Source organism: Halomonas sp. MMSF_3323, assembly GCF_030733595.1.
GTDB lineage: Bacteria > Pseudomonadota > Gammaproteobacteria > Pseudomonadales > Halomonadaceae > Halomonas > Halomonas litopenaei.
Map to the genome: position 1 here is coordinate 110,057 of NZ_JASHIT010000007.1, position 19,534 is coordinate 129,590.

The following is a 19,534-nucleotide window of genomic DNA, read 5'->3' on the forward strand; positions in this document are numbered from 1 at the left end:
GAACGTGCGTGCGATGTCTGCCAGGGGAGTGCGGGCAGGGACTAGGCTCTGTCCGAAAAGTCGACGAGTGCAGGCACTTTTCAGACGAGCCCTAGTGCAGCTTTAGCCTGGGCTTGAGGAAGCGGTTAAGCCCATCGACCACCACCATCATCGCGGTCTTGACCGTGCCGTGGATGGCGCGCTGGTGCATGCGGTAGAGCGAGGCGTAGAAGAAGCGCGCCAGGTTACCCTCGATGAACAGGCTACGGGCCGAGGCGGCGCGCATCAGGCTGCCGATGGCGTCGAAGTGGGCCAGCGAAATCAGCGAGCCTCGGTCGCGGAAGACAAATTCCTTGAGCGGCTTGCCGTCGACCACGGCACACAGGTTACGGTAGAGCACGCCGGCCTGCTGGTGGGCGGCCTGGGCCCTGGGCGGCACCACCGTGCCGTCTTCCTGGGGGCAGCTGGCGCAGTCGCCGAAGGCGAAGATGTGCGGGTCATCGATGCTCTGCATGGTGGCGGCCACCTTGACCCTGTTGTTGCGCTCCACCTCCAGCCCCAGTTCTGCCAGGAAGGCCGGAGCCTTGATGCCGGCGGCCCACACCCCCAGGTCGATTTCGATGGCGTCATCGTCGGTGGTGTGGATGGCGCGCTCGTCGACCATGGTCACCCGGGTGTCCACATGGACCTTGACCCCCAGGTTCTCGAGTTCCTTGTGCACCGCGCCGCTGATGCGGTCCGGCAGCGCCGGCAGCACCTTGGGCGCGGCCTCGATCAGGTGGACCCGCAGGTGCTCGCGGCCCAGCGCGGTAAAGCCGTAGCTCTTGAGCATGCGCGAGGCGTCGTGCAACTCGGCGGCCAGTTCGACGCCGGTGGCCCCGGCCCCGATGATGCCCACGGTAATGCAGGGATCCTGATCCTCGAGCCGGGTGCTGTAGCGCATGAAGGTATTGAGCAGTGCCTGTCGAAAGCCTTCGGCCTGGGCAGGACTGTCGAGGAAGTGGCAGTGGTCCGCCACGCCTTTCGTGCCGAAGTCGTTGCTGACGCTGCCGACCGCCAGTACCAGGTGATCGTAGTCGAGACGCCGCGCCGGCAGGATCTCGTTGCCCTCGTCATCGACGATGGGGGCCAGGGTCAGTTGGCGGGACTCACGATCCAGATCGCACAGGGTGCCGCGCTGGAAGCGGTAGCCATTGGCCGCCGAGTGGGCCTGATAGGAAATCTCGTCGAGGCCCGAGTCGAGGACGCCGGTGGCGACCTCATGCAACAGCGGTTTCCAGATGTGGGTCGAATTGCGATCGACCAGCACGATGTCGGCCTTGTCCTTCTTGCCGAGCCGTCGTCCCAGGCGCGTGACCAGCTCAAGGCCGCCGGCGCCGCCGCCGACAACCACGATGGTGGGTTTGCTCATGATGAGCTCCAGAAAAAAGGTGGAGCGCCATCATAGACAGATAAGTGCTTGGCTGACCACGGCGCTTGCGCCAGAATGTGCGCCGCGCATAGATATTCCAATTTCGGCATAGTCGAGGAGACGGCCTATGGGTGACGCCCTGGAGGGGGTGCTGTTGGTGGCCTTCGATCTGGATGGCACCCTGATCGATTCGGTCCCGGACCTGGCAGCGGCGGTGGATTCCGCCTTGATCGACGTCGAACTGGCGCCGGCAGGCGAAGCCAGGGTGCGCGACTGGGTCGGCAATGGTGCCTGGGTGCTGCTGGAACGTGCCCTGACCGATGCACTGGGCGAGGCCCCCAGCGAGGTGCTGTTGAAGACCGCCCACGAGCGCTTCCTCGAGCACTACCATCGCCGTCCCTGCGACAGGACGAGGCTCTATCCGGGGGTGACGGAGACCTTGAAGCGGCTGTTCGGGCGGGGTCTGATCCTGTGTCTGGTCACCAACAAGCCCGAGGCCTTCATCCACCCGATCCTCGAGCATCTGGGTATCGATGGCTTCTTTTCCGCCTGCCTCGGTGGCGACACCCTGCCTCGTCGCAAGCCTGACCCCATGCCGCTGCGACACCTGTCCCAGCAGTTCGACGTCTGTCCCTCGTACTGTCTTATGGTGGGCGACTCCCGTCACGATGTCGCGGCGGGCAAGGCCGCCGGTTTCCGTACCGTGGCGGTGCCTTACGGCTACAATCACGGTGAACCGATCAGCCTGAGCGAGCCGGATCTGGTGGTTGAATCGCTGGAACAACTCGTTTAGGGTTTTTTGGCATGACACTATCGTTAGCGTCATGCCGATAAATCCTCGCTATTGCAGGCCTTGCCAGGCGCCCGTCACAGGGAATCCCGTCGTGTGGAATCCGCGAGCGCGGCGCACGGGTCTCGCGGTAGCGGTCTGTCACTCGTTGGCTTCATTCATTCGTTTCGCTGGTGGACTGCCCATGGCCCAGCCTTGCTTCTCCTCGATGTCCTGTCCGCATCTGTCTGCGTCGCTGCCTACGACGTCCTGCGGTTGGCGATGGTGACCGTTTCTCCGTTCTTGTCGTTGTCACTTTCGTCTCTTGAATTGAGGATCTGGGCATGATGACCCCCGAGCGTTTCGATGAGCTGGCCCAGGCCGGCTACAACCGTATTCCCATCACCCGCGAGATGATGGCCGACCTGGACACGCCGCTGTCCACCTATCTGAAACTGGCCGATCAACCCTGGACCTTTCTGCTCGAGTCGGTGACCGGCGGCGAGAAGTGGGGGCGTTACTCGATCATCGGTCTGCCCTGTCGCGAACGCATCGAGGTGCGGGGCTATCAGGTTCAGCATATTGTCGATGGTGACGTGACCGGCGCCACCGAAGTGGAAGATCCGCTGGCCTGGATCGAGGAGTTCCAGCGTCGCTTCAAGGTGCCGGTGCTCGACAACCAGCCGATCTTCGACGGCGGACTGGTGGGCTACTTCGGCTACGACACCATCCGCTATATCGAGCCGCGCCTGGCCGGTGTGGAGAAGGACGACCCCATCGGGGTGCCGGACATCCTGTTGATGGTGTGCGATGAGCTGGTGGTGTTCGACAACCTTTATGGGCGTCTGACCCTGTGGACCCACGCCGATCCTTCCACGCCCTCGGCCTTCAGCGCCGCCCAGGCCCGGCTGAGCGCCCTGGAAGACGCCCTGCGCAGCCCGCTGTCGGTGGCCTCGCGAGTGCCCGGTGACGCGCGCCCGGCGGTGGAGGAGGGACACTTCACCTCCGGCTTCACCGAAGAGGGCTTCAAGTCGGCGGTGGAAAGGATCAAGGAGTACGTGCTGGCGGGCGACGTGATGCAGTGCGTGCCGTCCCAGCGCATGTCGATCGAGTTCCAGGCCGAGCCGCTGGACCTGTATCGGGCTCTTCGCAGCCTCAATCCGTCGCCCTACATGTTCTTCTTCAACCTTGACGACCACCATGTGGTGGGTGCCTCGCCGGAGATCCTGACCCGCCTGGAGGATGGCATGGTGACGGTGCGTCCGATCGCCGGCACCCGGGTGCGCGGCAAGACCGAGGCCGAGGACAAGGCGCTGGAGGAGGACCTGCTGGCCGACCCCAAGGAGGTCGCCGAGCACCTGATGCTGATCGACCTGGGCCGCAACGACGTCGGCCGCATCTCCGAGACCGGCAGCGTCGAGGTGACCGATCAGATGGCCATCGAGCGCTACTCCCACGTCATGCACATCGTCTCCAACGTCACCGGCAAGCTGAAGCCGGGCTACAGCGCCATGGACGTGCTGCGCGCCACCTTCCCGGCGGGCACCCTGTCCGGAGCGCCCAAGATCCGCGCGATGGAGATCATCGACGAGGTCGAACCGGTCAAGCGCGGCGTCTACTCCGGGGCCGTCGGCTACCTGTCCTGGCATGGCAACATGGACACCGCCATCGCCATCCGCACCGCGGTGATCAAGGACGGTCAGCTGCACGTCCAGTGTGGCGCCGGCGTGGTGGCGGACTCGGTGCCCCAGTCCGAGTGGGACGAGACCCTGAACAAGGGGCGTGCGCTGTTTCGTGCCGTGGCCATGGCCGAGCAGGGACTGCGCTGAGTTCGGCCTGACATCCGCTTGACAGCCATGACCACGACACACACTATAAGCCCATGATGAATATGACCTCCGCACCGTCCCGTGATCGCCAGCAGTGGTGGCGCCCCTTCGACTGAAGCGGGCGGAGGAACCCTGAGCGCCGGGGTGTCGCGGACCACGGTCTGGACAACGACGGTCAGGACAGCGAAAGTGCCGCCCGCGAGGCGGCATTTTTGTGTGTCGGTCGTCTCGCTGGGTGAAGCCCAATATTGAATCCTGGAGCCACCATGATCTTGATGCTCGATAACTACGACAGCTTCACCTACAACATCGTCCAGTACCTAGGCGAACTGGGCGCCGAGGTGGTGACCCGACGCAACGACACCATCAGCCTCGACGAGATCGAGGCCATGGCGCCCAGCCACATCGTGGTGTCGCCGGGCCCCTGTACGCCCAACGAGGCCGGCATCTCGCTGGAGCTGATTCGCCACTTCGCCGGCAAGCTGCCGCTGCTCGGTGTGTGCCTCGGCCACCAGGCCATCGGCCAGGTGTTCGGCGGCAAGGTGGTCCGTGCGCCCCAGGTCATGCACGGCAAGACCTCCGACATTCGCCATGCCGGACAGGGCGTGTTCAAGGGCCTCGATGATCCGCTCTCGGTGACCCGCTACCATTCGCTGGTGGTGGAGCGCGAGAGTCTGCCGGAGTGTCTCGAGATCACCGCCTGGACCGATGACGACGACGTCACCCCCGGCCTGATCATGGGCCTGCGCCACAAGGAGCTGCCCATCGAAGGGGTGCAGTTCCACCCGGAATCGATCCTGTCGCGACAGGGACACGAGATGCTGGCCAATTTCCTCGAGCGCCACTGACTACCATCAGGAGACTTGCATGCAGATGACCAATGCCATCGCGGCGGTGATGCGCCGGGAGAACCTGGGCCGAGAGCAGGCCTATGCGGTGATGCGCACCATCATGACCGGCGAGGCCAGTGACGCCCAGGTCGCCGCCTTTCTGATGGGGATGGCGATGAAGGGCGAGACCGCCGAGGAAATCAGTGGCTGCGCCCAGGTGATGCGCGACCTGATGACGCCGGTAACGCTGTCCTGCGACAACGTCGTGGATATCGTCGGCACCGGTGGGGACGGCGCCAACCTGTTTAACGTATCCACCGCCTCGAGCTTTGTCGCCGCCGCCGCCGGCGCCCATGTGGCCAAGCACGGCAACAGAGGGGTGTCGTCGTCCTCGGGCAGCGCCGATCTGTTCCAGGTGGCCGGCATCGGCCTGGATCTGGACGCCGAACAGGTAGGCCGCTGCATCGAGGAGGTCGGCGTCGGCTTCATGTTCGCGCCCAACCACCACCCGGCCATGCGTCACGCCATCGGTCCGCGCCGCGAGATGGGCGTGCGCACCCTGTTCAATATTCTGGGGCCGTTGACCAACCCTGCCAGTGCGCCCAATCAGCTGCTCGGCGTCTACCACGCCGACCTGCTGGAGTTGATGGTGGAAGTGCTGCGTCAGCTCGGCAGTCGGCATGTGCTGGTGGCCCACGCCGAAGACGGCCTGGACGAAATCTCGCTGGCGGCGCCGACCCGCATCGCCGAACTCAAGGATGGCGAGATCCACCGCTATACCCTGACCCCCGAGGATGTCGGTATCGAGCGTCAGTCGCTCGCTCCGCTCAAGGTCAAGACCGCCGAAGACAGCCTGCGCCTGGTCGAGAAGGCGCTTTCCGGCGAGGGGCCTGCGGCGGATATCGTCGCCCTCAACGCCGGGGCCGCCCTCTACGCCGCCGACGTGGCCGATTCCCTCAAGGAAGGCGTGCTGATGGCCCAGGACGCCCAGGGAACCAGGCTGGCGCTGGAAAAGATGAAGGAACTGGCCCACTTTACCCGGGTGTTCGCTCAGTAGGACCTTTCTGAAAAGAGCCCGACGGGCCGCAAGGAGAATCACAACATGGCCAATGCCACCCCGACGATCCTCGAGCGAATCCTCGAGCGCAAGGACGAGGAGGTCGCCAGCCGACGCCGCCAGGTCAGCGAACAGGCGCTGCTCGCGCGTGCCCGAGAGCAGGATGCACCGCGCGGTTTCGTCATCTCGCTGGCCGAGCGGATCCGCGACGGCGACGCCGCGGTGATCGCCGAGGTCAAGAAGGCGTCACCCTCGAAGGGGCTGATCCGTGAGGACTTTCGCCCGGCCGACATCGCCGCTCAGTACGCCCGGGGTGGGGCGGCCTGCCTCTCGGTGCTGACCGACGCTGACTTCTTCCAGGGCCATGAGGACTACCTGATTGCCGCCCGCGAGGCGTGCAGCCTGCCGGTGATCCGCAAGGACTTCATCGTCCACGGCTACCAGGTCAGCGAGGCGCGGGCCATCGGCGCCGACTGCATCCTGCTGATCGTCGCCGCCCTGGAGGACGCCCAGATGCGCGACCTGCACCAGCAGGCTGGCGAGCTTGGCATGGACGTGCTGGTGGAGGTCCACGACGCCCAGGAACTGGAGCGGGCGCTGGCGCTCGATCTGGATCTGGTCGGGATCAACAACCGCGACCTGCATACCTTCAATACCCGACTCGAGACCACCCTGGAACTGCTGCCGCGGATTCCGCCCGAGGTCACGGTGATCACCGAGTCCGGCATCCACAGCCGAGACGATGTGCTGCGCATGCGCGAGAACGACGTCCACGGCTTCCTGGTGGGCGAGGCCTTCATGCGCGAAGAAGATCCGGGCGAGGCCCTGCGGCGACTGTTCTTCTAAGTCCTGTACTCGCCTGAAGACACCTCGGGCCGGTCATCGACCGGCCCGAGGTGTTTTTATTTCCGACTACTTTGCCGGTCTGGCATGACGAGGCGGATCACATGATCGCCCTTGCGTGGTGTCAGCGGCGCGTCGGCGGTGGCGATGCGCGGCCGCCCTGAAGTGCCGACACAGATCAGCGGCGCCGAGTCGGTGTCGCCGGGGAAAGCCCCCTGACGTCTCGCGCTGGCGACGTCCTTGGCCTGGAGGGGCGCTTGCCGGGTGTCTGTGCTGTGGACGTGACCTGGGCGTCTTTCTCCCCTTTCTCCCCTTTCTCCACTTGCACGCTTGTCGCCGCTCGCGCGCAGCAGCGCCCGTGAGCGGGGTGCTTCGTCGAGCCTTTCGACCTCGAAGCGAGCCCCACGCTCCACCAGGCTCGAGAGCTGGGCAAAGGTCATCTCGCGGCCGAACAGGTAGGGAACATGCTCGATGGCGGTGGCGTGCTGGCGCCGGGCCTGGCGCCCCAGGTTGACCGCCAGGCGGAATACCTGGCCCTGGCCCAGCAGATGCTCGAAGTGCAGCGCGGCCAGATCATTGAGCTCTCGGTAGGGCGACAGCGGCATCAGGTAGCCGATACCGCTCAGCTCCATATGCTGGGCGGCGTGTTCGGACAGCGGGTCACCGTAGTAGGCCGAGAGCCCCTCGGCGCGGGCGGCCTGCACCGCGTCCCAGCTCGAGTCGGTCAGCAGCACGCCGAGCCGGGCCTGGCGCAGACAGTGGGCCATCTGCCGGGCCGCCGGGTTGGCGCCGATGATCAGCACGCCGTGGGCCGAGGGACGGCGCACCTTCAGCCAGTCGCCCAGCGGACGGGCCAGCAGACTCTGGGATACGACTGTGGCGATGATCACCAGAAAGGTCACCGGCACCAGGCGGTCGGCGCCGGGCACACCGATCTCTTCCAGCCGCAGCGCGAACAGCGAGGCCACCGCGGCGGCGACGATGCCGCGGGGCGAGATGAACGCCAGCAGACTCTTCTCGCGCCAGTCCAGGCCGCTGCCCAGGGTGCACAGCCACACCGCCAGCGGACGCACCAGCAGCAACAGCACCGCCAGAAAGGCCCAGGCCGGCCAGCCCAGCAGTGCCAGTTGCTCGACCGTCAGACGTGCCGCCAGCAGGATGAACAGACCCGAGATCAGAAGGATCGACAGGGTCTCCTTGAACTCGATGATCGGTCGGGTGGGCACGCCACGCATATTGGCGAGCCAGGCGCCCATTACCGTCACCGTCAACAGGCCGGACTCGTGAAACAGGGTGTTGGACAGGGTGAACAGACCGAGCATGGTCATCAGGGTGCCGAAGCTGTGCAGCCGTTGCGGCAGCAGGTGCTGGCGCAGTACCTGGCCCCATAGATAGCCGCCGGCGACGCCGAAGCCGAAGCCGATCAACGCGGTCTGGGCGAACAGCATCAGGGTATGCGGCAGTGCCTGGGTGCCGGAGCCCAGGGCGACGAATTCGTAGACCAGCACCGCGCCGATGGCGCCCACCGGGTCGATCAGGATGCCCTCCCAGCGCAGGATCTGGGTCAGGTGCTCGCGGGCCCGCAGGGTCTGCAGCAGCGGCAGGATCACCGTCGGGCCGGTGACCACCAGCAGCGCCCCCAGCAGGCTCGCCATCTCCCAGCTCAGGCCCAGCAGCCAGCGGGCGGCCAGCGCTCCGCACAGAGCGGTGATCAGGGCTCCCCAGGTGACCAGGCGGCGCACCGTGCGGCCATGCCCTCCCAGCTCGCGAAAGTTCAGGGTGAGGCTACCCTCGAACAGGATCACCGCCACTGCCAGCGACACCAGCGGGAACAGCAGCTCGCCGAACAGGGCGTCGGGGTCGAGCAGGCCGGTCACCGGGCCTGCGGCAATGCCGGCGATCAACAGCGTCAGGATGGCGGGGACCTTGAGGCGCCAGGCTAGCCACTGTGAGCCCAGCGCCAGCAGGCCAACGGCCGCCAGGGTGAGTCCGGCATGCTCCATGGTCGGTCGACTCCGAAACGGGAAAAGCCGCGCAGCGTACTGACGCGGCGTCGATCATGCAAACCATCGCCATCATAGGCGTCAACGATGGTCTGACTCAGCTCGCCCGACGAAGTGCGCCGAGCAGCGCCTGTAGCGGATGCGGCAGCTGGCTGTCGGAGAAACGTCGGGCCTGGCTGCGACAGGAGTAGCCTGTGGCCAGCAGGCGACCGCTGCCGCCGTGCTCCTGCACCACCGGTTCCCAGGACTGGGCGTAGATGGTACGCGAGGTCGTAAGGTTGCGTGCCTCGTGGCCGTAGGTGCCGGACATGCCGCAGCAGCCCGAAGGCAGCGGCGCCAGGCGCAGCCCGAAGCGTTCAAACAACTGCTGCCAGGCCTTGGGACTGCCCGGTGCCTGGGTCTTCTCGGTGCAGTGGGACAGCAGCTGGAAGGGGGCTTCCTCGCTCAGGTCGAGCCCCGAGGGCACCAGCGAGGCGCCCAGACTCGAAAGCCACTCCTGCAGCATCAGCACCTCAGGTACGGCCTGCTCACCCAGTGCCTTCACGTACTCCTGGCGATAGGTCAGGGTCATCGCCGGGTCGATGCCCACCAGCGGCACGCCGCTGGCGGCCAGGGTGGAGAGCTCTCGGGCACGTTTACGGGCGGTGCGCTCGAAGGCGCCGAGGAAGCCCTGGACGTTGAGCGGCTTGCCGTTGGGTTTGTAGGGCGCGACGAAGACGCGGATATCGAGGCGCGACAGCAGCTCCACCACGTCGGCGACCAGTCTGGCTTCGAAGTGGCTGGTGAAGGCGTCCTGCACCAGGATCACGCTGCGCGCCTTCTGGCGCTCGCTGAGGCGTCCCAGCGTCAGCGGAGTGGCCTCGGCCACGCCCCAGGCCTTGAGCTGCTTCTTGAGCCGAGCGCGGGACAGCCGGGGGCTATCGACCATGCCGAGGCCGCGGGCCATCAGCCGGTCCACCAGGCGGTTGTCGAGTGCCGCGTTGTAGGCCGGGGCCAGTGGCGCCAGCGCCGGCAACAGGAATTCGAGCCCGCCGATCAGGTAGTCGCGCAGCGGTCGCAGGTAGCGTCCGTGGTAGACCTCGAGGAACTGGGAGCGGAAAGCCGGGACATTGACCTTGATCGGGCACTGGCCGGCGCAGGACTTGCACGCCAGGCAGCCGGCCATGGCGTCGTAGACCTCGTGGGAAAAGTCGTCCTTGCCGCGCAGGCTGTTGAGCGCGCGGCGGGGCAGGTGGGCGAGCCAGCCGAGCGCGGTCTCATCCTTCTTGCGCTGTGACTCCTCGACCACGTCGATGCCGGCCTTCCCCTGCAGGCGCAGCCATTCGCGCATCAGGCTGGCGCGGCCCTTGGGCGAGTGCACACGATCCCGGGTGGCCTTCCACGACGGGCACATGGCGTCGTCGGGATCATAGTTGTAGCAGGCGCCGTTGCCGTTGCAGTAGACGGCGTCGGCGTGGGCCTGCCATACCCGCTCGTCGATCTGACGGTCGAAGTCGCCGCGCATGGGCACCGCGTCGATGGCCAGCAGGCCTGGGTCGCTGAGGCTGGCGCCGGGCTTGGGCTGGCTGGCGCCGGACTTGGGCTGGCTGTCGGCCGCTTCGTCGGTCTCCACCAGCGGCGTGGCGATCTTGCCGGGATTGAGCTGGTTGTGCGGGTCGAAGGCACCCTTGAGGCGTCGCAGGCTGGGGTAGAGCTCACCGAAGAAGGCTGGGGCGTACTCCGAGCGCACGCCCTTGCCGTGCTCCCCCCACAGCAGGCCGTGGTAGCGCTGGGTCAGCGCCGCCACCTCATCGGATATCTCGCGGATCATCGCCTGCTGGCGCGGGTCCTTCATGTCCAGCGCCGGGCGCACATGCAACACTCCGGCGTCGACGTGGCCGAACATGCCGTACTCGAGCCCTCGGGCATCGAGCAGGGCGCGGAACTCGGCGATGTAGTCGGCCAGGTGCTCGGGGGGTACCGCGGTATCCTCGACGAAGGGCAGCGGGCGCTTCTCGCCCTTGACGTTGCCGAGCAGGCCCACCGAGCGCTTGCGCATGGCGTAGACCCGACCGATGGCGTCACGGCCGATGGCCTGGGTGAAGCCCAGGCGGGTGACGCTGGTGTCGCTTTCGAGTCCCCGGCAGAAGGCGTCGACCCGGGCCTCGAGGCGCTCGGGGTCGTCGTCGTTGAACTCCACCAGGTTGATGCCCTCGATGGCCGGGCCGTCATCCACCGGGAAGAACTCGGCCACCGAGTCCCACACGAAGTCCTCCATGGCGAGCTTCAACACCTTGTCGTCCACGGTCTCGATGGAGGTGGGGCGAAGCGCCTGCGGCTTTTCAGGTGACGAGCCGCCGGCCATCAGCGCCTTGGCGTCGGCGAGGGCCGCCATGAAGCTCGGGTAGCGCACATTGACCAGGATCGAGTGGCGCGGGATCGGCAGCACGTTGAGCACCGCCTCGTTGGTCAGCGCCAGCGAGCCCTCGGCGCCGCACAGCACGCTGTTGAGGTTGAAGCGGCCGTCGTCGTCGCGAAGGTGGGCCAGATCGTAGCCGGTCAGGCAGCGGTTGAGCGGCGGGAAGATTTCCTCGATGCGCTCGCGCTCCTGCTCGATGATCTTGCGGGCGGCGCGATAGGCGCGGCCCCGGGCCGAGTCCTCGGCGCACAGGGTCTCGAGTTCGTCCTCGTCGACCGCGGCGCTGATCAGGCGCTCGCCGCCGATCAGTACGCTGTCGAGCTCGAGCACATGGTGGCGGGTCTTGCCGTATTCGCAGCTGCCCTGGCCGCTGGCGTCGGTGGCGATCATGCCGCCGATGGTCGCCCGGTTGGAGGTGGACAGTTCCGGTGCGAAGAACAGCCCATGGGGCCTCAAGGCGGCGTTGAGCTGGTCCTTGACCACCCCGGCCTGGACCCGTACCCGGCGGTTGTCGACGTCGATCTCGAGGATCTGGTTCATGTGCCGGGAGACGTCCACCACCAGGCCGTCGCTCAGCGACTGGCCGTTGGTGCCGGTGCCGCCACCACGTGGTGTCAGGGCCACCTTGCGGAAGGTTTCCCGCCCGGCGAGCCGGCCGAGCAGCTCGAGGTCAGCTGCGTGACGCGGAAACACCGCCGCCTGGGGCAGGCGCTGGTAGAGCGAGTTGTCGGTGGCCAGTACCGTGCGGCTGGCGTAGTCCGGGGCGATTTCGCCCTCGAAACCTTCCGCCTTCAGGGCCTTGAGAAAGTCGACGTAGTGCTGGTCCAGTGGGGTCGCGGCATCAGCTAGGGGCAGTGGTGCGATCATGGTCTCGGTCGATACAGGCCCCGCGGCGGCGCGGCTGGCGCTATCGACAGGGCAGGAGAATGGGAGGGCGTCCACTTTACCGCGTCTCGGGGGGTAGGTGCATCCCGATCGCGAGAGAAGCCGGCGCTCGCCCCCGGTCGATGGCGCCGCCTCTCGCTTTTGCCTACAATGTGTCGCCTGCGCGGAGGGTGGTCCCAGGGCACACCAGCGGGGCGCTTTTCGGCTGTCCTCACGGTGGGGCCCGAGAGCAGCGTCCGACGCTGGCGATGGTGACGCACGCCCCCAGGTGACGCCTTCCGCATCCGACATGTTCTTTTCACTCAGGCGACGGACCAGACTCCATGCTCGATCCGAAACTGCTGCGCGGCGACCTCGATACGCTCGCCCAACGACTGGCCACCCGCGGTTACTCTCTCGACAGCGAGGCGCTTGGCTCGCTGGAATCCCGCCGTCGCGAGCTGCAGACCGAGACCGAGCGTTTGCAGAACGAGCGCAACACTCGCTCCAAGGCGATCGGCAAGGCCAAGGCCGCCGGCGAGGACATCCAGCCGCTGCTCGACGAGGTCAGTGACCTGGGCGAGCGCCTGGACGCCGCCAAGGTGGCGCTGGCCGAGGTGCAGGGCCAGTGGGAAGACATCGCTGCGGGGATCCCCAACCTGCCCCACGCCAGCGTGCCCGAAGGCGCAAGCGAAGACGACAACGTCGAGGTGTCGCGCTGGGGCAACCCCGGCGAGTACGCCTTCGAGGTCAGGGATCACGTCGACCTGGGAGCCAAGAAGGGCGATCTGGACTTCGAGGTTGCCGCCAAGCTGACCGGCGCCCGCTTCGCCGTGATGCGCGGGCCGATCGCTCGCCTGCACCGCGCCCTGACCCAGTTCATGCTCGACAAGCAGACCCTGGAGCACGGCTACGAAGAGTGCTACGTGCCCTACATGGTCAACCGTGACTCGCTCTACGGCACCGGCCAGTTGCCCAAGTTCGGCGAGGACCTGTTCAAGCTCGACGACGAGCGCGAATTCCACCTGATCCCGACTGCCGAGGTGCCGCTGACCAACCTGCTGCGTGGCGAGATCGTCGACGCTGGCGCCTTGCCGCTGAAGCTGACCGCCCATACTCCCTGCTTTCGCAGCGAGGCAGGTTCCCACGGTCGCGACACCCGCGGCATGATCCGCCAGCACCAGTTCGACAAGGTCGAGATGGTCCAGCTGGTCGATCCGGCCAAGAGCTACGAGGCGCTGGAGGAAATGCGCGGCCACGCCGAGGCGATCCTTCAGGCGCTCGAGCTGCCTTACCGGGTGGTGACCCTGTGCACCGGTGACATGGGCTTCTCCGCCGCCAAGACCTACGATCTCGAGGTCTGGCTGCCGAGCCAGGACACCTACCGCGAGATCTCCTCGGTGTCCAACTGCGAGGACTTCCAGGCACGCCGCCTGCAGGCGCGCTTCCGCGCCAAGGGTGAAAAGAAGCCGCAGCTTCTGCACACCCTCAACGGCTCCGGCCTGGCGGTGGGCCGCTGCCTGATCGCGGTGATGGAAAACCACCAGAACGAGGACGGCTCCATCACCGTTCCCGAGGTGCTGCGTCCCTATATGGGCGGGGTCGAGCGCATCAACGTCTGATCCGCCCTCGAGAGGGGCAGGCGCGCTTGCCCTTGATTAAGCAAAAGCCCCGGTGGTCGAGACCACCGGGGCTTTTGCGTCACGGGCTTTTTACGTCACGGGCTTAGGCGACATGGCACCGGACCCCGGCCGCTTTCCGTTGGGCGGGTGCGACTCGTTGGCCACCGATGCCATGGCCGTCGGGCTGACGTCGCCGCTATCGTCATTGCGGCGCAGCCGGGACCTGCTGGCGATCCTGATCGATATCCGTGGTTGCCTCGGCCAGCCCCCAGCGGACCTGGACACCGGCGTCGATGGTGATGCTGCCGGGGCTGTAGTCGGCGTTGCCGCCGCTTTCGGCCATGTCGGCGCGCATCGCCATCATGCGTGGCTGAAACACCGGGGCGTTGGTCTCGCTGACATGGATCACCTCACCGAGCTCCTCTCCCAGGGCGTCCGCCATCAGTTCGGCCTTGGCCCTGGCGCGCTCGAGAGCCTGGGTCAGAGCGCGGTCGCTGGCCGCGTCGCGGTCGGCAAGATCGTAGCTGACGCCGTCCAGTGCATTGACGCCGGCTTCGGTCAGGGCGTCGAGCAGGGTCGGAAGGCTATCGAGATCGCTGATCGCCAGGGTCACCGGACGCTCCAGGCGAGTACGTACCATGGGGATGGGGTTGTCGTTGCCCTGGCGCGTTTGATGCAGCATCTCCTGCTGTACCCGCAGCGATCCAGCGTTGATCGCCTCGCGGGAAAGACCCGCGTCTTCCAGCGCCGAGATCAGCTCGGCGGCGCGATCCTCCAGGCGTTGGCGGGCCTCAGCCAGGGCCTGGCCGTGGTCACCACTGTCCTTTTCCTGGGCGATGGCCGGTGTCAGCTCCCACAGCCGGGCGTTCAAGGTCGCCTCGTCCGGCGCGACCTTGAGCTCGGACTGGGCCTGGATATCCAGATAGCGTGGCGTGGGTGACTCGGCGGCCAGGGAGGGCGTGGCGGCCATAGAAGCCAGCGCCAGGCCGAGCCCCACCGTCGCCAGCCGGTGGAGGTGGCGCAGGCGAAGGCTCGGCATCGCCCGTGACCGGGCGGAGGGAGTGGCGAGTGACATCGGATTCTCCTTGTAACGTGGGGGATGAACGACAGGGCAAACAACAGGGCGAACAACAGGGGGCGCGTCGCAGAAAAGTCTGACAGGTACCCGCACCGGCCAGGGCCTACTGACTGGGACGGTGTCCCTGGCGAGACGTTCCCGGATCTCAAGCGTCTCCACGATCCTTGCATGGTTGAGCCTGGGCCGGCCAATGTCGCCGGAGTGATACACGGAACATTGGCAATGTTGCGCCATGTGTCATGATTCTTTGTGCTGAAACGATTGGCGGGGCATGATGGCGCCGATAACGCCGTCGAGCCGACGGCTGGTTAACGAGAGGAGCTACCGTCCATGGAAGATGAAGTCGAGGCGCAGGAGCGCAGGCTCCCCTTGAACCTGACGCTGGCCCTGGCTGCACTGGTGGTCATCGTCGCCGGCATGCGCGCGGGGGCAGACCTGCTGGTGCCGGTGCTGCTGTCGCTGTTCATCGCGGTGGTGTGTACCGCCCCGGTGCAGTGGCTGCACGAGCGGGGGCTGGGCTTGAGACTATCGGTATGGGTCACGCTGGTGGTGATCGGCGGCATGCTGATCCTGCTGGCGCTGTTGCTGGCCAATAGTGTCGGTACCTTTGCCGAGGCCTTGCCCGGGATCGAGGAAAAGCTCTACGAATACTACCTGCGCCTGCTCGATGGACTGGCCAGCATGGGGCTTGCCATCGACACCCAGCGGCTGGCCGGGTTTCTCGACACCCAGAAGCTTGGCGAATGGCTTCCGGCACTGCTCAGCCAGCTCGGCAATCTGATGATGCAGAGTGTCGTGGTGGCGCTGCTGGTGATGTTCATGTTGTTCGAGACGCTGAACTTCCGCGACAAGATATCCCGGGCGCTGGCCAACCCCGCCCCGAGCCTCGAGCGCTTCAACGAGTTCAGCCACACCCTCAAGCGTTACCTGGCGGTCAAGACCGTGATCAGCCTGGTCACCGGGGCCCTGGTGTGGGTGGCCTGTCTGCTGGTGGGGGTCGACTTCCCGCTGCTGTGGGCGGTGCTGGCCTTTGCGCTCAACTATATCCCCAACATCGGTTCGGCCATCGCCGCGGTGCCGGCGGTGCTGCTGGTGCTGGTATCTCCGGACGGGGGCATGGGCGATGCGTTGCTGCTGAGCCTTGCCTATCTGTCGATCAACTTCGTCATGGGCAATCTGGTCGAACCGCGGGTCATGGGGCGGGCGCTGGGGTTGTCCACCTTCGTCGCCTTCCTGTCGCTGGTGGTGTGGGGCTGGATCTTCGGGGTCACCGGCATGTTGCTGTCGGTGGTGCTGACGATGACGTTGAAGATCGCCCTCGACAGCCACCCCCAGACCCGCTGGATGGCCCACCTGCTGGGGCCAGCCAAGGGTGGCCCGGTGGAGGACGCCAGCCGGCCACTGGCCGAGCGTGCTCGCATGAGCAAGCTGAAACGCAAGGTCGAATCGGTCCAGCGCAAGTAAACCGACCGGGCGCATAAGCCAGCGATATGGACCACCTGAACGCAAGGTCGAGGCGGTCCAGCGCAAGTAAGCCGACCGGGCGCATAAGCCAGCGATACGGACCACTCGAACGCAAGTGAGCCAAGGACGGGGCTATGGCGCCTTCTCGGGCGGTGGGAACACCACCTCCATGCCGCGGGCGTCGAGCTGACGGATGTCCTCGGGGCTGCCGTCCTCGGCCAGGGTGACCAGGCCGATGCCGGGCCCGTTCCACAGGCGTTCTCCGGCCTTGGCGCGGTCCGGGTCCCTGGGCTCCACCGCCATGGGCCGGCGCTGGGTGAACCAGTTGAGCGGCGAGCGTGGCGAGTAAAGCCAGCGATTGAGCCGGTCGAAGGTATCCAGCAGGGTGTCGGGAAAGCAGTTCTTGAGACCGCTGGAGGTGATCTGCCAGATCATCGGGCCCTGGTGCCGGTGACGGATACGCACGTCGTAGACGAAGGAGTAGTGCACGTCGCCAGACAGGATGACGTAGTGCCCCGGGGTCCGCGAGTGGCGGAAGATGTTGAGCATCACGCTGGCGGCGCCACGATGGGCCATCCAGTTCTCGGCATCCACCAGCAGCGGCTTGCCCGCCAGGATGAACAATTTCTGGATGGTCTCGATCAGCTTGACCCCGAACATCGGCGCCGGAGAGACGATGACCGCCGACGGCGCGTCGATCAACTCCTGCTGAAATTCCGATAACGCCTCCCAGTCCATCAGGCCGGATGGCCGTTCGGGCTTGCGCCCGTTGCGCCAGCGTCGGGTGCGGGTATCCAGCACCACCAGACGTGGACTGCCCTCCACCTGAAATTCCCAGCCCTCGAAGCGAAAGAGGCGCTCGAGACAGGCATCCTGCTGATCCTTGTCGAGCCAGCCTTGGTTATCGTTGGCGTCGCTCAACAGCGCCTGGGCTTCGTCCAGCGGTGTCTTCAACCGCTCGGGGGCGTTGCCCCAGCCCTGGCACAGCAGATAGGCCAGCAAGGCATTGCCGATGATGCGCTTGGAGAAGGGGTGGCCGTAAGCCGTGCTTTCCCACTGCGCGGTAAGGTTCCAGTCGTCGGTGACGTCGTGGTCATCGAAGATCATCAGGCTCGGCAACTGGGCCATGACGCGGGCGGCGGCAGGCAGGGTAGCGACGAAGTCGTCGATGATCCGGGCCTGGTCGTCGTAGGTCTCTCGTCGCTCTTCTTCAAGCGCAGGAGGCTGGCACTCGATGAGGCGCCACGGCGTCGGCGACCAGACCAGCAGGTACATGGCCACCATCTCGGCGAAGGTCATCAGGTGATTGGCGGCGCTGGCCGACGTGAACACCGGCTTGCGAACGCCCCCGAAGAAGCGATCCTTGAGGGCAGCCGAGCTCTTGACGTCGGGCAGCAACTCTTCGCGTCGATAGTAGCTGAAGGGGCTTGCGTAGAGCGATTGGCTGTCGTCGATGGTTGAGCCCTCGAGGGTCTCGTCGAACAGCCCCAGGCGCTCGATCAGCGCGTGTATCGCCACCAGCAAGGGGCCGGCGACGTCATCGGCGTAGATCTGGTCGCCGGTCATCAACAGCCAGGCCGGCCACTGTTCGGGACAGTCGAGACGCTGGGCGAGCCAGCTGTCCAGATGGGCCAGGCCGTCCGGGCCATCGTAGTGAGGACGACGGCAGGAGCCATGCAGCAGGCGTCGGTGGCTCGATGCCAGCACGAATGCCGGCGTCTCGTGCCCTTCATGGCACAGATGGGGCGCCAGCTCGCCGAGTGAGGTTTCGCGCTCGTCCGTCACCTTGAGGTCGTAGTCGATCCGGGTGTCCTGGGGCAGAGGCTCATCCAGCGGTGCATCGATCAGGTAGAGCAGGGCATGGCGGCCCAGTGGCACCAGCCGGTAATCGTCCTCACCAAGCGGCTGTCGGCGCGGTGACTCGCCGCTGGGTGACAGCTCGAGGGTCAAGCTGAGCGGACGGCTCGCCACCAGCCAGATGCGCAGACGTTCGGGACTCAAGCGTCGCAGGATGGGGCCGGCGAGGATAGCGGGAAGGTCGTCGGGAGACGTTCCGGTGTCGGTCATGGCGGTCCTGTGTCGGTTCGCTGTCGGTAAGCCCCGTTCCGGGGGGAGACCTCGCGCATGGCGAATACATCAAGAGTATCAACGGTAAGCGGCAAGGAGGCCAGAGCGTCGGCGTATGCCTTGCCGACTGTCCCGAGGTGGCCGTTGCGCTGACTGGTCTGGTAGCGCTGGTCTTGCCCTGGCTGCGCGACCGGTCCAGGTCAGCACCTGACAAATGCTAGCATCAAGGATGAGGAACGCGTCTTCCCGGGAGACTCCCATGGTTCATGAACATCGAACGACCGAAAGCGCCCCAGCGGACGGCTCTGCTCACCAGCACGCTGAGCGAGACCAGCATCGGCACGATCCGCACGGCCATGACGCGCACCGCCATGGCCATGGCATCGGCCATGTGCACACCGACAGCCAGCGTCGGCTGGCCTGGGGCATCCTGCTGACCGCGTCCTTCATGGTGGCCGAGGTGATCGGAGGTGTTGTCTCCGGATCGCTGGCACTGCTGGCCGACGCAGGCCATATGCTCACCGACAGCGCTGCCCTGATATTGGCCTGGTTTGCCGCCCGCCTCAGCAAGCGACCTGCCGACGACGCCCGCAGTTTTGGCTATGACCGGGTGCAGATCCTCGCCGCCTTCGTCAACGGCTTGACCCTGATCGCCATCGTGGTCTGGATCTCGATCGAAGCGGTCCGCCGCCTGCTGAGTCCGGTCGAGGTGCTGGGGCCTGTCATGCTGACGGTGGCGGTGGCGGGACTGCTGGTCAATATCGTGGTCTTCGTGATTCTTCACGGCGGCGATCGCGACAATCTGAATATTCGCGGTGCTGCGCTGCACGTGCTGGGCGATCTGCTCGGTTCCGTTGCGGCGATCGTTGCCTCGCTGGTGATCATGGCGACCGGATGGACGCCGATCGACCCGCTGCTGTCGGTGCTGGTGGCGCTGTTGATCCTCAGGAATGCCTGGACACTGACGCGCCAGAGTGGGCACATCCTGCTGGAAGGCGTTCCGGAATCCCTGGACATCGATGCCATGAAGCGGGCCGTCGTCGAGACGGTACCGGCGGTATGCGACGTTCATCATGTTCACGCCTGGTCGCTGACACCCGGACGGCATCTGGTGTCGATGCACGTCGGCGTGCGCTCGGGAGAAGACCACCAGACAACTCTGGTGGCAGTGCGGGAGGTGCTGACCCAAGGGTTCGATATCGAGCATGTCACGATGCAACTGGAAGAGGTGGGGGACTGCGTCGATCATCGCTGAGCAACACCACTGCATGAAGTCAGGCAGGCGCAAGGCAAGCCGAAAGGGAAGGGGGGGTGGCCGCC

At 66.0% G+C, this 19,534-nt stretch carries 13 protein-coding genes; 8 read left to right on the top strand and 5 right to left on the bottom strand.

Annotated elements, in window-relative coordinates; translation table 11 throughout:
• Positions 1-91 precede the first annotated feature (91 nt).
• Positions 92-1,390, bottom strand: a complete 1,299-nt coding sequence (locus tag RBB39_RS05140) for an NAD(P)/FAD-dependent oxidoreductase (RefSeq protein ID WP_045993565.1) — start codon at positions 1,388-1,390, stop codon at positions 92-94.
• Between the two features lie 127 nt (positions 1,391-1,517).
• Here RBB39_RS05140 and RBB39_RS05145 point away from each other — a divergent pair, with 127 nt between their 5' ends.
• The 5 genes from RBB39_RS05145 to trpC all read left to right on the top strand — a co-directional run bounded on the left by RBB39_RS05145 (position 1,518) and on the right by trpC (position 6,721).
• Positions 1,518-2,183, top strand: coding sequence for a phosphoglycolate phosphatase (locus tag RBB39_RS05145; RefSeq protein WP_045993566.1), 666 nt, complete (start codon positions 1,518-1,520; stop codon positions 2,181-2,183).
• 323 nt (positions 2,184-2,506) lie between these two features.
• Complete coding sequence (gene trpE / locus RBB39_RS05150; protein ID WP_045993597.1) at positions 2,507-3,988, top strand: anthranilate synthase component I; 1,482 nt, start codon at positions 2,507-2,509, stop codon at positions 3,986-3,988.
• A 266-nt stretch (positions 3,989-4,254) separates the two neighbouring features.
• Complete coding sequence (locus RBB39_RS05155) at positions 4,255-4,836, top strand: aminodeoxychorismate/anthranilate synthase component II (protein ID WP_045994387.1); 582 nt, start codon at positions 4,255-4,257, stop codon at positions 4,834-4,836.
• Positions 4,837-4,855: 19 nt separating this feature from the next.
• Entirely contained in the window at positions 4,856-5,875 is a 1,020-nt protein-coding gene (gene trpD / locus RBB39_RS05160) for an anthranilate phosphoribosyltransferase (protein ID WP_045994365.1), read from the top strand.
• A 45-nt stretch (positions 5,876-5,920) separates the two neighbouring features.
• Positions 5,921-6,721, top strand: a complete 801-nt coding sequence (trpC, locus tag RBB39_RS05165) for an indole-3-glycerol phosphate synthase TrpC (protein ID WP_045994366.1) — start codon at positions 5,921-5,923, stop codon at positions 6,719-6,721.
• 56 nt (positions 6,722-6,777) lie between these two features.
• Here the strand turns inward: trpC and RBB39_RS05170 are convergent, their stop codons facing one another.
• Entirely contained in the window at positions 6,778-8,721 is a 1,944-nt protein-coding gene (locus tag RBB39_RS05170) for a sodium:proton antiporter (RefSeq protein ID WP_045994367.1), read from the bottom strand.
• 97 nt (positions 8,722-8,818) lie between these two features.
• The gene (locus RBB39_RS05175) at positions 8,819-11,986 is read right to left on the bottom strand and encodes an FAD-binding and (Fe-S)-binding domain-containing protein (RefSeq protein ID WP_306168866.1); all 3,168 of its coding nucleotides are present in this window, start codon (positions 11,984-11,986) and stop codon (positions 8,819-8,821) included.
• Between the two features lie 341 nt (positions 11,987-12,327).
• On the opposite strand from RBB39_RS05175, the gene serS reads away from it, so the two are divergent.
• A complete protein-coding gene (gene serS, locus RBB39_RS05180) occupies positions 12,328-13,605 on the top strand; it encodes a serine--tRNA ligase (protein WP_045994369.1) in 1,278 nt (425 codons plus the stop codon).
• 202 nt (positions 13,606-13,807) lie between these two features.
• Here the strand turns inward: serS and RBB39_RS05185 are convergent, their stop codons facing one another.
• Complete coding sequence (locus tag RBB39_RS05185) at positions 13,808-14,680, bottom strand: SIMPL domain-containing protein (RefSeq protein WP_306168867.1); 873 nt, start codon at positions 14,678-14,680, stop codon at positions 13,808-13,810.
• A gap of 333 nt (positions 14,681-15,013) precedes the next feature.
• Between RBB39_RS05185 and RBB39_RS05190 the strand changes: the two genes are divergently transcribed.
• Complete coding sequence (locus RBB39_RS05190) at positions 15,014-16,147, top strand: AI-2E family transporter (protein WP_045994370.1); 1,134 nt, start codon at positions 15,014-15,016, stop codon at positions 16,145-16,147.
• 132 nt (positions 16,148-16,279) lie between these two features.
• Here the strand turns inward: RBB39_RS05190 and RBB39_RS05195 are convergent, their stop codons facing one another.
• Positions 16,280-18,214, bottom strand: coding sequence for an alkaline phosphatase D family protein (locus RBB39_RS05195; protein WP_222569211.1), 1,935 nt, complete (start codon positions 18,212-18,214; stop codon positions 16,280-16,282).
• 259 nt (positions 18,215-18,473) lie between these two features.
• Between RBB39_RS05195 and RBB39_RS05200 the strand changes: the two genes are divergently transcribed.
• A complete protein-coding gene (locus tag RBB39_RS05200) occupies positions 18,474-19,469 on the top strand; it encodes a cation diffusion facilitator family transporter (protein WP_306168868.1) in 996 nt (331 codons plus the stop codon).
• The last annotated feature ends 65 nt before the right edge of the window (positions 19,470-19,534 follow it).

Excerpts from the sequence above, each read along its gene's own strand:
- trpD (WP_045994365.1), top strand. The coding sequence starts at position 4,856 with ATGCAGATGACCAATGCCATCGCGGCGGTGATGCGCCGGGAGAACCTG.
- RBB39_RS05170 (WP_045994367.1), bottom strand. The coding sequence starts at position 8,721 with ATGGAGCATGCCGGACTCACCCTGGCGGCCGTTGGCCTGCTGGCGCTG.
- RBB39_RS05185 (WP_306168867.1), bottom strand. The coding sequence starts at position 14,680 with ATGTCACTCGCCACTCCCTCCGCCCGGTCACGGGCGATGCCGAGCCTT.
- RBB39_RS05145 (WP_045993566.1), top strand. The coding sequence starts at position 1,518 with ATGGGTGACGCCCTGGAGGGGGTGCTGTTGGTGGCCTTCGATCTGGAT.
- RBB39_RS05175 (WP_306168866.1), bottom strand. The coding sequence starts at position 11,986 with ATGATCGCACCACTGCCCCTAGCTGATGCCGCGACCCCACTGGACCAG.
- RBB39_RS05190 (WP_045994370.1), top strand. The coding sequence starts at position 15,014 with ATGGAAGATGAAGTCGAGGCGCAGGAGCGCAGGCTCCCCTTGAACCTG.
- trpE (WP_045993597.1), top strand. The coding sequence starts at position 2,507 with ATGACCCCCGAGCGTTTCGATGAGCTGGCCCAGGCCGGCTACAACCGT.
- RBB39_RS05200 (WP_306168868.1), top strand. The coding sequence starts at position 18,474 with ATGGTTCATGAACATCGAACGACCGAAAGCGCCCCAGCGGACGGCTCT.
- serS (WP_045994369.1), top strand. The coding sequence starts at position 12,328 with ATGCTCGATCCGAAACTGCTGCGCGGCGACCTCGATACGCTCGCCCAA.
- trpC (WP_045994366.1), top strand. The coding sequence starts at position 5,921 with ATGGCCAATGCCACCCCGACGATCCTCGAGCGAATCCTCGAGCGCAAG.
- RBB39_RS05140 (WP_045993565.1), bottom strand. The coding sequence starts at position 1,390 with ATGAGCAAACCCACCATCGTGGTTGTCGGCGGCGGCGCCGGCGGCCTT.
- RBB39_RS05195 (WP_222569211.1), bottom strand. The coding sequence starts at position 18,214 with ATGACCGACACCGGAACGTCTCCCGACGACCTTCCCGCTATCCTCGCC.
- RBB39_RS05155 (WP_045994387.1), top strand. The coding sequence starts at position 4,255 with ATGATCTTGATGCTCGATAACTACGACAGCTTCACCTACAACATCGTC.